This window comes from Embleya scabrispora DSM 41855 (genome assembly GCF_000372745.1).
GTDB classification, from domain to species: Bacteria; Actinomycetota; Actinomycetes; order Streptomycetales; family Streptomycetaceae; genus Embleya; species Embleya scabrispora.
Map to the genome: position 1 here is coordinate 99,459 of NZ_KB889664.1, position 12,585 is coordinate 112,043.

Consider the following 12,585-nt stretch of genomic DNA (forward strand, 5'->3'; position numbering starts at 1 on the left):
AGCCGGCGAGGTCGGCAGCGGGGGTGGCGCGACGACCGTTGGCTGTGCGAAGCGCCGGTCGTGCGAGACCAGTTCGAGGCCCTCCCGCTCGTACGCGTCGATCAGTACGCGCCAGCCGTCGGGAATCCGCAGGCCGCTCGCGTCCAGCCGATGCGGCGATCGTGCCGGCTCGGTGAACTCGCCCGACAGATCGGCCGCACGCGGCCCGGGCCTCCGGTTCGAAGGTCAGGCAGGGCATGATCTGATTCTGGGCCGGGCCGGTGCGCCGGGTATGTCGATGCGGGACCTGGCCCAGGAACGCGTGCTCACCACCGGCAGGGCGACCCGGCTGGTGGACCGGATGGAGGCGATGGGCCTGGTGGCCCGCGAGGACAACCCGGAGGACCGCCGGGGACGGCTGCTCCGGCTGACGCCGCCGGGGGAGGAGACTGCGGTACGGGCCGCCCGGGGCGTCGAAGTCGGACGGCTTCGATCCTCAGCTTCCGGTTCGACTCGACCGGCCCGGGCCCGGCACACCGACTGGGGCCGTGATCGGATTGGTCTCGGGTGAGCGTCGGAGGGCGAGGGCGAGGCCGGCCATCGTCGTGATCGCCATCGCGGCGACGCCGACCAGCGCCGCGGTCGTGTAGGCGTCGTCGTTCGGGAAGAGGCGGCCCGTGGCGGTGCCGGTGGCCAGGACCAGACCGCCGATGGCGCTGCCCAGGGAGTACCCGACGCTGCGGACGACGTAGTTGAAGCTCATCGCGCTCGACGTCTCGCTCTTGGGGGTGACGGCCAGGATGACGCCGGGCATGGCGGCCGAGAAGCTGCCGACGCCGAAGCCCAGCACGCCCATGGCCGCGAGCAGTTCGGCCAGGTTGGACCGGGCGGTGGCGAACAGGACGAACCCGCCGCCGACGATGGCGGCGCTGCCGGCCAGGAGCAGGGGGCCGTCGATCCGTTCGCGGACCCGCGGCGTGAGCTTGCCGGCGACGAACCCCAGCACGGAGAACGGGATGAGGACCAGCCCCGCCACGAAGGTGGTCAGTCCGAAGCCGTAGCCGGCGCTGCGCGGCGTCTGCGCGTAGCGGGTGATGAGCGTGAGCAGGAGGTACATGCCGCTCCCGCCGACGAACATGGCGATGTTCGCCCCGGCGACCGCCGGGTGCCGTACCGCCCGGACGTCGACCAGGGGCGTCTTGGTTCGCAGTTCGGAAACGGTCCAGACGCAGAGCAGGACTACGGCGGCGACGGCAAGGGTCACCGCCACGGCGAGGTGTCGGCTCCACAGGCTCCTCTCGCCGGCCAGGAACAGGACGAGGAGCAGTCCACCCGCCAGGACGAGCGCACCGGCCACGTTCACGTGCGCGGAGCGGCCTTCGGGAGCTGCGGGCATGGAGCGCCACGCGGTCACGAAGGCGATGGCGGTGACGAGCAGGCCGAGGCCGTAGGCGGCCCGCAGTCCGCCGAACTCGGCGAGCAGCGCGGCCAGCGGGTAGCCGACGCCGGCTCCGATGATGGAGACCACTGAGATCAGGGCGATCGTGGCCGCGCTGCGCTCCTCGGGAAGATGGTCGCGAGCCACGCCCATCAACAGCGCCGTGAGACCGAGTCCGACGCCTTGGGCCGCTCTGCCCACGAGCAGCCAGGCGAACGGCAGCGGCAGCACGGTGAGCGCGCTGCCGACGACGACGATCGCCAGCGTGGCGAGAATCGTGGCCCGCCGGTGCGGACCGGCTCCGAGCCGGCCGAGGACGGGTGTGGCGACGGCGCCGCTGAGCAGGGCTATGGTCAGCGTCCACTGCGCGCTGTCGAGGGAGACGTGGAACGTGGTCGCCACGCTGGTGATGAGCGGCGTCCCGAGGCTGGCGACGGCTGCCACGACCAGGGCGATGAACATCAGGGCGGGGACCAGCAGACGTGCCTCGGAACGTATCGGGGCAGTGCTCATGGGCTGGTCATGAGCCTGGGCCGCGGTCACCGGTCCGACTCCCCTCGGGCGTGGCTTTCGAGCTCCGCCAGATGCAGCAGCGCCGGAAGGGCTGCTGCCAAGGTCTCGACCTCGTCACCGGTGAGTTCGTCGATCAACCGCGCGTACGCGTCGACGCCCGCCTGGCGTCGCGTCCGGACGTACGACGCGCCGGCCTCGGTCAGGCACACCAGCGTGACCCGCTTGTCGGACGGATCGCCCTTCCGCTCGACCAGCCCGGATTCCTCCATCACCCGGACCAGGACGGTCATCGCGGGCTGGGTGACGCCCTCGGCCACCGCCAGATCGGTGATCCGTCGCGGGCCGGTCTTGTCCAGGGTGGCCAAGGTGGCGGCGGACGTCAGGCTCATGTCGCGGGGAAGGCGTCTCACGGCCCTCGTGGCCAGACCGTAGAGGGCTGACCCGATGGCATCGGAAGCGTCGTGCGCGGCGTCTCGGCGACTCATGGCTGAAACATAGCAGATTTATATGAATCCTTTATGCATCTAGATCAGGGTTCGGCGAGTGTCGTCGGCGCCGACCTCGACGCCGACCACCTCCACCCCGACCAGGCCGAACAGCCGCGTCGTATCGTTGGACAAGCCCGTGGCCCGACCTGCGTCACGATCGTCGGGACGATTCGGAGCCAAGCTGTCTCACTCCACCAGACGCACCCCGGCTCGGGCGCGAGCGGCTACGTCAGCCTTGTCGAGACAGGACAATTACACTGCCCGCATGGTCGCGGTGAGGGCACCCCGAGGGCCCGTGGTGTTTCGCAGTTCCCGGTTGTACGCAAGGCAGTTCGAGGAAGGCGACGCCCCGGCGGCATTCGCGATGTGGGCCGACCCCGCGGTGACGCGCTTCACCGGGGACGAGTCGCCCGCCGACCTCGCGGTCATCGCGCAGGACATCCCCGGCTGGCGTGCGGTGAGCGGGCACGGTGTCGGCTGCGGCTTCTGGGCGGTCCTCGCCGCGGACGGCGCATCCGGGTCCGAGACCTTCGTCGGCGACGTGTTCGTACGGCCGTTCCGTGATCGGGACGACGAGTACGAGATCGGCTGGCATCTCGCGGCGGCGCATTGGGGCAAGGGCTACGCGACGGAGATCGCCAAGGCCGCGATCTCCCATGCGCGTGCCCACCGCCTGCCGCGGTTGGTCGCGCTGATCGACCCCGCCAACGTCGCGTCGTCGCGGGTCGCCGAGAAGGCGGGATTGCGCTTCGAGGGACTGTCCGACCGCTATGACCCGGAGGACGGCGAGCTCGCGGTGTACGTCGGCGAGGGCCCCGGCGGCGGTTGCTGAGCAGCTCCGCGCCGGGCGCGTTCACGCCGAGACATTCGCGGTGGCGCACACGGGACGGGTTCGGGCGGCATAGGAGCGGGCAGCCGTCAGGAGGCCGAGGCCCAGGCCGCCGAAGGCCAGGCCACCGAAGGCGACCAACCACAGGGTGTCGGACCGGCTGGCGCCCAGATCCGCGTCGGGTTCGGGAGCCGGCACCACGCCGAGCGCGGCGAGCGGAGCGTAGACGGTCAGGAAGACCCCGTACACCGACAGGCCGAGGCCGGTCGACCAAGCGGGCAGCAGGGGCAGCAACCGCGGCACCCGACGCCCGCGCAGAACCGGTATCCAGCGCGGAAACACCTGACCCCAGGGGTACAGCAGCCCGGTCAGCAGGAAGACGCCGGCACCCGCCGCCAACACGGTGACGTCGATGCCCACCGCGGCGAGCGCCTCCACCACCTTCGATCCGTCGGAGTCGGACTGCCTCCACTCCTCCGCCGTGATGCCGAACGCGTCGCCGCCCAGTGTCCAGACGGTCTTGGTCACGGCCCACGGCAACAGCCCGCACATCAGCAGGTAAACCGCCCTCCTGGTGCGCCGGGCGGCGGTCGAGGCACCGGGACGCACGAGCGCGACGTCGTACCCGCCGGAGTGCCGCAGCCCGCAGCGCGCACACGCGCCGGCCGACCGCCGGCGATGGGCCAGGCCGACGAGCACCAGGAGGGCGGTCAGGGCCGCACCGAGCAACTCGTGGGCCAGGCCGGTGGCGCTCTCCAGGCCCGAGCCCGCCACCAGGGTGACGAAGTACGCGGGCAGGCCGAGCATGCCCACCGCGAGCACCGGCGTCGCCACGACCAACACACCGCCCACCACCCGTCGGCCGCGCCCCCGCAGGGGCCGCCGGGTGGCCTGGGCGGCGGCGCCGGCGATGACGGCCAGGCCGGCCAGAAGCCATTGGGCGAGCGGTGCGTACGCGGTGTGCCGGGTCCACGGCACGGTCGTTCCGGTCACGGCCCACGTCGCCTGCACGGCGGCGTACACCACGCTCCCCGTCGCCGCCGCGCCGGGCGCCCAGCCGGGCCATCGCCGCGACCACCCGGACCGGGCCGGCCTCGGCGACGCCTTCCTGCGATCCGTTCGTGCTGTTGCGGGGACGGCCACGGCGACCTCCGGGTCCGGAAACGAGACGACTCATGCTCCAGCGGCCCGCCGGTCGACCACATCAGCCTCCGCGGCCGGGCCGATCCCCCGGGCGGGGGACCGACGTGGTCCGCAGGATCGACCCGATGGACGAGCGGCCGGGGTACCCCGGCGCGGCCGAAGCACGGATCCCACGGCCGGTTCCGGAGCACCTGGTCGAACTGCTCCGTGGCGGCCGGTCACAGCAGGCGCCGACCGGAAGCGTCACCGGCTTCGCCCCGTGCGTCGTCACCCGAAGTGCCCTCGGAGTCGGACTCCTTGCCGCCGCCGCCCACGCTTGATGCCCCGCGCGCGCCCCACCTGTGGCAGTACGCCGCCGCCAACCACGACCGGCTCACGCATCACCAGGCCCTACGCCGAGGACCGGTGAGCACTTTCGGCCGCCGCGCCGGGCGGCCTCGCGCTTTCCTGATCGTGTCGGGCCGGCGCACGGCCGAGTGGGCGCTCAATCCGAGCGGGGTCTGAGCAGGTCCTCGACGAGGGTGTCCACCAGACCGCGGGGGATGCTCGCACCCGTCAGGGCGCGATAGACGATCGGGCCGACGAGGGCGTCGATCGTGGCATCGGGGCCGAGGCCGGGCGAGACCTCGCCGGCCTCGATGGCGCGCGCGAGCATGTCGCGCTCCTGCTGCCGGCGTGGATCGAGATAGCGCTTGTGCAAGCTCTTCGCCGTTTCGGGGTCGTGCTGTGCCTCGGCGATGAGCGCGAGCAGGACCTTGCCGGCAGGGTCGCGGGTGAGGAATCGCGCGAAGCGGCGCAGGTAGCCGCGGATGCTCTCCGCCGTGGGCTTGTCCGTCGGGACGGGGAGGCTTTTGGTGCTGTCTTCGATGAGCGTGTCGAGGAGGATCTCGACCTTCGAGGGCCACCACCGGTAGATCGTCTGCTTGGCGACGCCGGCACGGCGTGCGATCGCCTCGACGGTCAGTGCGCCGAAGCCGTGTTCGGCGAGCAGATCGTCCGCGGCATGAAGCACGGCCAGACGTGCGGCCTCGTCGCGCCGGCTGCCGGAGTGCGGCCGGCGGGGCTGAGAACTCGTGACGGACATGGGAAACACGATACCCGCCGCCGCCCCTCATGCTTTAGTCTAGACGCAACGACTCGTCTAGACTGAGTCCCCCCACCACGAAGGAGTTCCCGTGTCCGTCACGTCCGACCGCCAAGCCCTGGTCATCGGAGCCTCTCAAGGATTGGGGCTCGTCCTCGTCGACGAACTCGCCCGACGCGGTTGGCAGGTCATCGCCACGACGCGCCGAGGCGGCGGCGAGTTGCAGGCGAGTGCCGATACCTGGAACGGACGGCTGGAGATCGAGTCGTTGGAGATGACGAGCCCCGCGGAGCTGTCCGCTCTGCGCGAGCGCCTGGACGGCCGTCGACTCGACCTGCTCTTCGTCAACGCCGCGATCGACCGAGGCAATCTGCCCATCGGGCAGGTCCCGACCGACATGTTCACCGAGGTGATGATCACCAACGCGCTGAGCCCGCTGCGTGCCGTCGAGGCCCTTCGCGGACTCGTCGCGCCCGGCGGGACCGTCGCGGTCATGTCGTCCGACCAGGGCAGCATCTCGCGCAACACCGAGGACGGCTACGAGCTCTACAAGGCCAGCAAGGCGGCGCTCAACCAGCTGATGCGCAGTTACACCACCCGCCATGCCGACGACGGACACACCAAGCTGCTGATCGACCCCGGCCACAACCGGACTCGGCTCGGCGGATTCGACGCGCCACTGATCCCCCAGGAGAGCATCCCGGCGGTCGTCGACGTCCTCGAAGCGCAGATCGGCGCCCCCGGTTTGCAGTTCCTGGACCGCCACGGCGAGACCGTCCCGTGGTAGACCTCGGGCTCTGAGCCCCGCCGCGCCCGCCCGCACCGCTCCTTCGCCGCCGGGCCGCTCGAACGCGAGGGTCGAGGATTCCGCAACCACTCGTCTCGGCAGCCGCGTTGGGTGTCAGCCCTGATCGGCCGGCCGGTCGCCGATGGTGGCGGCCGTCGCGGTGGCGGTGCGGATGAGGGCGGCGGTCGCGGTGGAGCGGGACTGCCGGGGCCAGGCGATGGCGAGGATCGCGGGAGGAGCGTCCGCGACCGGGCGGTAGACGACGCCCGAGCGCGGGTAGCGGGTGGCGACGGAGGCGGGGAGCAGGGGAGCCACGCGGCCCAGGCCGACCAGGGCGAGGAGTTGGGCCAGGTCACGCGTCTCCCGGCGGATCTCGTCGAGGAAGCGGTGCAGCTCGCCGGCGTGCAGGCCGAGGTCGGCGAGGGAGAGGTGGTCGCGGTCGGCGAGTGGGTGGCCGGCGGCGAGGGCGACCACGCGCGGTTCGGCGGTCAGCGTCTCGGCGTCCAGGCCGGTGCGGTCGAACGGCTCGTGGACCAGGGCCACATCGGCCTCGCCGCAGCGCAGGAGCCGCGGTTGTTCGTGCCACCCGCACAGCCGGACGGCGAGCGGTACGGCGCCGGGCTCGCGGGCGTAGCGGTCCAGGATCGGCTCGAGAAGGCCCGCGTCGCCGTCGGCCTTGACGGCCAGGACCAGTTTCGGCTCCGGATCGGCGGCGCGCTGGGCCCGGCGCCCGGCGGCCAGGAGGGCGTCCAGGGCGATCCGCGCCTCGGCGAGAAGCACGGTGCCGGCCGGGGTCAGCGTCACGTTGTGGGTGGTTCGCTCGAAGAGGGTGACGCCCAGTTCGCTCTCCAGGCGGCGGATCGCGCGGGACAACGGCGGTGCGGAGATGCCCAGTCGCTGGGCGGCGCGCGCGAAGTTGAGTTCCTCGGCGACGGCGACGAAGTAGCGCAGCGGGCGGGATTCCATGCTCGGGACCGTCCGTTCGGTGGTCGTCGGGGGCGTGGCGTGTTCGTCGGAGTGTCGGTCGGTGTCGTGGGGTGTCCGCGAATGGTGTGGATGGCCGCGAGTGTTCGTCGGGCGCCGGGGCTTTGCCCGTACCGCCCACGGTATTGCCCTGAGGGTAACAAGCGGGAGCGGGACGATCCTTCAGTTCCGGCGCCGCACGCGGCAGGCTCGAAGTCATCCCGCGAGGCTTCCACTTCCTTCGAAGCAGCCCGCGCAGCATGCCGTTTCCCTTCCCCTCTCCCTCCTCGGAGTTGTTCATGATCGTCGTCACCACCCCGACCGGACAGATCGGCCGACAGGTCCTCGACCGGCTCCTCGACGCCCCCGACCGCACCCCTGCGGGGATCCGGGTGATCGTTCGCGACCCCGCCCGCCTGTCCCCGCGAGTGCGCGCACACGTGGAGGTCGTCCAGGGATCGCACGCCGACCCCGCCGTGCTGACCAAGGCGTGTGCGGACGCGGACAGCGTGTTCTGGCTGGTGCCCCCGACCCCGGGGGCCGACAGCGTGGAGGGCCACTTCCGCGCCTTCACCGCGCCGCTGTGCGAGGAGATCGGGCGCGGGCGCATCCGGCGGGTCGTCGCCGTCTCCACCCTGGGCCGCGGCGTGGCCGAGAACGCCGGGCAGATATCGGCATCGCTCGCCGCGGACGAGGCGATCGCGGCCACCGGCGTGCACTACCGGGCGTTGTGCGCACCGTTCCTGATGGAGAACCTGCTGGGCCAGGTCGCATCGATCCGCGATGCGGGCATGTTCCACCTGGCCCTGACCCGGGACCGCGTCCTGCGCACCTGCACCACCGGCGACATCGCCGCCACCGCGGCCGGGTTGTTGCTCGACGACACCTGGACCGGCCAGGAGGACGTCCCGGTGGTCGGACCCGACGACCTCTCCCCGGAGGGCATGGCGCAGGTGGCCTCCGAGGTGCTGGAGCGGACGATCCGCGTCCAACAGACCGGCACCGCGGACTACAAGGCGATGGCGATGCGATACGGCGCGAGCGAGGCGTGGGCCCAGGGACTCGCCGACATGGTGCAGGCCCTCAACGAGCAGGGCTGCTACGGCATCGACGCGCCCAGTACCCCGGAATCCGCACCCACCGACTTCCGCCGCTGGTGCCACGACGTCCTCGTGCCGGCCGTCCGGGCATAACCGACGAGTACGTGCCGGCGAAGCGGTTCGACCGCTTCGCCGGCACCGCCGTTCCCGCGCCCGGTACGTCGCTCCCTCCCGAGCAGGCCCACATCCTCGTCGCCCCCGTGTCCGAACACCTCCCCGCCTCCGGCCGCGAGGTTGGCCCGGCCCGCTCCCGTGGGCGGCCTGTGGCCCAGGCTCCGGTACTGGTACTCCGGTACCGCCTCCGCGCGGAATTCTCGTCCCGTCGCACGACGGCCGGCCCCGAATGCCCTGGCAGAGTTGTGATCACAAGGCACGGGGGCGGTTCGGAGCACCGATCGAGTCTCCGAATCCAGCTTCGGTCGCGCCACTTCGGCGCCGCCGGACCCACGACGAGCCACCGGCGCCCCGCGCTGCCGGAACGCGGGATCGCCCCGCACCCGGGTCGGCACGGACATCCGTCGCACAGACCCCGAGGCGTCGTGGTCGCCGAATTTCTCGACGGTCGAAACATCTACGGGAGGCACCATGTTCGGGCGAGGCAAACGAGGCGACCGACGGGCGAATACGGGGCCCGCCGCCTCCCCGCGCCCGGACCGACCCGGACCGCACCACCTCCCACCGCACCCCGGCGAGCCCGCCGCCTTCCCGTACGCGGCCGCACCCGCCGCCGGTGCACACCACGGCCACCCCCAGGGCGGCCCGGACTACTCCGCGCACCCGGGACACCCGACCTACGCCGACCACCCCGCGCATGCCGTGCACCCCGTGCAGCCGACCCGCCCGGCGCCCGCGGCCGGCGGCGCGCCCGCCGTACGGCTCGAAGGGGTCGTGAAGACCTACGGGAGCGGCGCGGAGACGGTACACGCCCTGCGCGGCGTCGATCTGCAGATCCCCAAGGGCACCTTCACCGCCGTCATGGGCCCCTCCGGCTCCGGCAAGAGCACCTTCCTGCACTGCGCCGCCGGACTCGACAAGCCCGGCTCGGGCCGCGTGCTGCTCGGCGACGACGACCTCACCGCGATGAACGAGAACCAACTCACCCGGTTGCGCCGAACCCGGCTGGGCTTCGTCTTCCAGGCGTTCAACCTGCTGCCCTCGCTCACCGTGGAGAAGAACGTGCTGCTCCCGCTGCGCCTGGCCGGCGAACGCGCCGACCGCCGCCGCGCCGCGGAGGTACTGGCGATGGTCGGCCTGCACGAGCACGCCAACCGCCGCCCCGCCCAGCTCTCCGGCGGCCAGCAACAACGTGTCGCGATCGCCCGCGCCCTGGTCACCCGCCCCGACGTGCTGTTCGCCGACGAGCCCACCGGGGCGCTGGACACCACCACCGCCGGCGACGTGCTCTCGCTGCTGCGCCGGTCCGTCGACGAGAGCGGCGCCACCATCGTCATGGTCACCCACGACCCGGTCGCCGCCTCCTACGCCGACCGCGTCGTCTTCCTCGCCGCCGGCCACCTCGCCGGCCACCTGCACGCGCCCACTCCCGAAGCGGTCGCCGCCCGCATGGTCGCCCTGTCGCAGCCGGCCCGAGCGCAGGGGCGGGCCGCCTGATGCCGCGCACCAACGGGCTGGCGCGCACCTCCGTGCGGTTTCGGCCCGCCTCCTTCGCCGGCTCCTTCATCGCGCTGCTGTTCGCCGCCACGTTGGTGACGATGTGCGGGATCTTCCTCGAAAGCGGCCTGCGCGCCCACGTGCCGCCGGGCCGCTACGCGGACACGCCGATCGTGGTCGCGGGTCAGAACAGCGTGCACAAGACCTTCGGCAGCGGAGAGGACAAGGAGGAGGTCTCCATCGCGCTGCCCGAGCGCTCGCGCATCGACGCCGGGCTCGCCTCGCGCATCGCCGCCGTACCCGGGGTGGCCACCGTCCTGCCCGATCTCACCTTCCCCGCACAGACCCCCACCGCCGTCCTCGAAGCCCATCCCTGGTCCGCCGCCCGCCTGGCCGGCACCCCCCAGGGCGGCACGGCCCCACGGGCCGGCGAGGCGGTTCTGACCACCGACGCCGCCGCCCGCGCCGGCAACGGCATCGCCCCCGGGGGCACGCTGCGCGTGACCACCCCCTCGGGGGAGACAACCCTCAAGGTCGCGGCGGTGGTCCCGGGCCGGGGAGCCCACCTGTACGTCGCCGACGCCGAGGCGGGCAAACTCGCCGGCAACCCCGGCAAGGTGACCGCATTCGGCGTACTCCTCGCCGACGGCGCCTCCACCGGCAAGGTCGCCGGCGACCTGCGCAAGGTTCTCAAAGACGCCGACGTCAAGGTCCGCACCGGCGACGGGCGTGGCGAGGTCGACCACCCCGGCCTGGGCGATACCAAGGTCATGCTCACCGCGGTCGGCGGATCCTTCGGCGGCGTCGTCGCGATGGTCTCCATCTTCGTCGTCGCCGGCGCCACCTCGCTGTCCGTGGCGCAGCGCCGCCGCGACTTCGCCCTCCTGCGCGCCGTGGGCGCCACGCCCTGGCAGATCCGCCGGATGATCGCCACCGAGGCCGGATGTGTGGCCCTGGTCGCCGGTCTGATCGGACTGCTGCCCGGGACACTGCTCGCCCGGGTGTGGTTCGACCAGATGATCGACCGCGGCATGGTCGAGAACGGCGTGACCCTCTCGATCGGCCCGATCCCGATGCTCGCCGCAGTCGGCGCCGGCATCCTCTCCGCAGTCCTTGCCGGACTCCTGGCCGCCCGAGCCAGTGCTCGCACCAAGCCCACCGAGGCACTGGGCGAAGCCGGCATCGAACGGGCCCGTGTGGGCTGGTTCCGCCTCGTCCTGGGCATCGTCGCCGTTGCCGGCGCCGGCGTTCTCTCCGGCGTCGCGATGAAGGTCAGCGGTGACCAGGCGGTCGCGGCGGCCAGCGGCGTGATCATGCTCTTCATGCTGGGCATCGGACTGCTCGGCCCACTCGTCGCGCACCTGTTCGTCCAGCTCACCGGGGTCGTCCTGCGGCTGTTCGGCGCCCCCGGGCAACTCGCTTTCGACAACGCCCGCACCAATTCGCGCCGACTCGCCTCCGCGATCACCCCGATCACCCTCACCGTCGCCTTCGCGACCACGCTGATGTTCATGTTCGCCGCCCAGGACCACTACAGCGAAAAGCAGTCCAAGGCCGCCCTGACCGCCGACCGCGTGGTCACCGGCCCCGGATTCCCCGCCCGCGCCGCCGGCGACGTCGCCCGCATCCCCGGGGTCGACGCGGTCACCTCGATCCTGACCACCAGCGTGGTCATGGCCACCTCCGACGCGCTCGAGAAGTACCCCACCCAGGCCGTCGGCGGCACCGACAGCGACCTCGCCAAGGTCCTCGACCTCGGCATCCGCAAGGGCGGCATCGAAGCCCTGCGCCCCGGCGCGGCGCAGCCCCCCGGCGGCGCGGTCGCCATGGACCGGCTCACCGCCGACGCGGTCAAGGCACGCGTCGGCAAGCCCATCGAGATGCGCCTCGGCGACGGCACCAGGATCAAGCCGATGCTCGTGGCCACCTACGACCGCGGCCTGGGCACCGCCGCGGTCACCCTCCCGCGCGCCACCGTGGAACACCACGTCGACGCCGCCATGGACGGCCGCCTGCTCGTGCGCTTCGCCGACGGGGCCGACCCCGCCGCCGTGGACACCGCGCTCGCCGAGGTCACCGGGCAACACCCCGCCGCCACGGTCTCCGATCGCGCCGGATACGCCGCCGAACGCGACCAGGCCCGGGAAACCAACAAGTGGACCAACCAGGTGATGCTCGTCATCCTGGCCGGCTTCGCCACCATCGCCGCGGTCAACACCATGATCGTGTCCACCGTCGCCCGACGCCGCGAACTCGGCCTCATGCGCATGATCGGCAGCACCCACGCCCAGGTGCGCGGCGTGATGCGCGGCGAGGCCGTCCTGGTCGGCGTCATCGGCCTCGTCCTCGGCCTGACCATCGCGATGATCACCCTCGTCCCGTTCGGCAAGGGCGCCTTCGGCGAGAGCACCCCGTACATCCCGATCCCGCTGCTCCTCGAAATCAGCGCCGCCGCCCTGCTCCTGGCCCCCCTCTCGGTCGCCCCGGTCACCCGACGCCTCCTGCGCGTGGAACCGATCGACGCGGTCGGAGCCAAGGAATAGCCCACACCGTCCACCAGGCCCGGCCGGCCGCCGCCCCTGCCGTCCCCCGGGATGGCAGGGGCGGCGGCGTCTCGGCTCGCGAACCGACCAGGGTGTCCCGGTGCCGG

General features: G+C 72.4%; 10 protein-coding genes and 1 pseudogene. 6 read left to right on the top strand and 5 right to left on the bottom strand.

Translation table 11 applies throughout. From position 1 onward, the window contains the following. Positions 1-241: 241 nt before the first annotated feature. A pseudogene (locus A3IC_RS64920) lies at positions 242-550 on the top strand (MarR family transcriptional regulator); the annotation flags it as partial. Here A3IC_RS64920 and A3IC_RS0117790 read toward each other — a convergent pair. Both A3IC_RS0117790 and A3IC_RS0117795 read right to left on the bottom strand, forming a co-directional pair. Further along, positions 476-1,930 carry an MFS transporter gene (locus tag A3IC_RS0117790; protein ID WP_020551400.1) on the bottom strand — a complete coding sequence of 485 codons (1,455 nt, stop codon included), beginning with the start codon at positions 1,928-1,930 and terminating at the stop codon, positions 476-478. The pseudogene A3IC_RS64920 and the gene A3IC_RS0117790 overlap by 75 nt on opposite strands. A gap of 26 nt (positions 1,931-1,956) precedes the next feature. After that, on the bottom strand, positions 1,957-2,319 hold the full coding sequence (locus tag A3IC_RS0117795) for a MarR family winged helix-turn-helix transcriptional regulator (RefSeq protein WP_020551401.1): 363 nt from the start codon (positions 2,317-2,319) through the stop codon (positions 1,957-1,959). Positions 2,320-2,683: 364 nt separating this feature from the next. On the opposite strand from A3IC_RS0117795, the gene A3IC_RS62390 reads away from it, so the two are divergent. After that, a complete protein-coding gene (locus A3IC_RS62390; protein WP_079026511.1) occupies positions 2,684-3,250 on the top strand; it encodes a GNAT family N-acetyltransferase in 567 nt (188 codons plus the stop codon). 21 nt (positions 3,251-3,271) lie between these two features. Here the strand turns inward: A3IC_RS62390 and A3IC_RS0117810 are convergent, their stop codons facing one another. Continuing rightward, on the bottom strand, positions 3,272-4,240 hold the full coding sequence (locus A3IC_RS0117810; RefSeq protein ID WP_158695988.1) for a hypothetical protein: 969 nt from the start codon (positions 4,238-4,240) through the stop codon (positions 3,272-3,274). Positions 4,241-4,874: 634 nt separating this feature from the next. Further along, positions 4,875-5,474 carry a TetR/AcrR family transcriptional regulator gene (locus A3IC_RS0117820; protein ID WP_020551406.1) on the bottom strand — a complete coding sequence of 200 codons (600 nt, stop codon included), beginning with the start codon at positions 5,472-5,474 and terminating at the stop codon, positions 4,875-4,877. A gap of 91 nt (positions 5,475-5,565) precedes the next feature. Between A3IC_RS0117820 and A3IC_RS0117825 the strand changes: the two genes are divergently transcribed. Further along, positions 5,566-6,261, top strand: a complete 696-nt coding sequence (locus A3IC_RS0117825) for an SDR family NAD(P)-dependent oxidoreductase (RefSeq protein ID WP_026218396.1) — start codon at positions 5,566-5,568, stop codon at positions 6,259-6,261. Positions 6,262-6,375: 114 nt separating this feature from the next. Here A3IC_RS0117825 and A3IC_RS0117830 read toward each other — a convergent pair whose 3' ends face one another. After that, positions 6,376-7,227, bottom strand: a complete 852-nt coding sequence (locus A3IC_RS0117830) for a LysR family transcriptional regulator (RefSeq protein WP_020551408.1) — start codon at positions 7,225-7,227, stop codon at positions 6,376-6,378. Positions 7,228-7,523: 296 nt separating this feature from the next. Here A3IC_RS0117830 and A3IC_RS0117835 point away from each other — a divergent pair, with 296 nt between their 5' ends. From A3IC_RS0117835 to A3IC_RS55070, 3 genes are all read left to right on the top strand, one after another. Further along, positions 7,524-8,417 carry an NAD(P)H-binding protein gene (locus A3IC_RS0117835; protein WP_026218397.1) on the top strand — a complete coding sequence of 298 codons (894 nt, stop codon included), beginning with the start codon at positions 7,524-7,526 and terminating at the stop codon, positions 8,415-8,417. A 723-nt stretch (positions 8,418-9,140) separates the two neighbouring features. Then, on the top strand, positions 9,141-9,935 hold the full coding sequence (locus A3IC_RS55065; RefSeq protein WP_040876810.1) for an ABC transporter ATP-binding protein: 795 nt from the start codon (positions 9,141-9,143) through the stop codon (positions 9,933-9,935). After that, positions 9,935-12,478 carry an ABC transporter permease gene (locus tag A3IC_RS55070; RefSeq protein WP_020551411.1) on the top strand — a complete coding sequence of 848 codons (2,544 nt, stop codon included), beginning with the start codon at positions 9,935-9,937 and terminating at the stop codon, positions 12,476-12,478. Before A3IC_RS55065 ends, A3IC_RS55070 begins: the two co-directional genes overlap by 1 nt. The last annotated feature ends 107 nt before the right edge of the window (positions 12,479-12,585 follow it).

Coding starts and splice junctions, on each gene's coding strand:
- A3IC_RS0117790 (WP_020551400.1), bottom strand. CDS start 1,930: ATGAGCACTGCCCCGATACGTTCCGAGGCACGTCTGCTGGTCCCCGCC.
- A3IC_RS0117795 (WP_020551401.1), bottom strand. CDS start 2,319: ATGAGCCTGACGTCCGCCGCCACCTTGGCCACCCTGGACAAGACCGGC.
- A3IC_RS62390 (WP_079026511.1), top strand. CDS start 2,684: ATGGTCGCGGTGAGGGCACCCCGAGGGCCCGTGGTGTTTCGCAGTTCC.
- A3IC_RS0117820 (WP_020551406.1), bottom strand. CDS start 5,474: ATGTCCGTCACGAGTTCTCAGCCCCGCCGGCCGCACTCCGGCAGCCGG.
- A3IC_RS0117830 (WP_020551408.1), bottom strand. CDS start 7,227: ATGGAATCCCGCCCGCTGCGCTACTTCGTCGCCGTCGCCGAGGAACTC.
- A3IC_RS0117835 (WP_026218397.1), top strand. CDS start 7,524: ATGATCGTCGTCACCACCCCGACCGGACAGATCGGCCGACAGGTCCTC.
- A3IC_RS55070 (WP_020551411.1), top strand. CDS start 9,935: ATGCCGCGCACCAACGGGCTGGCGCGCACCTCCGTGCGGTTTCGGCCC.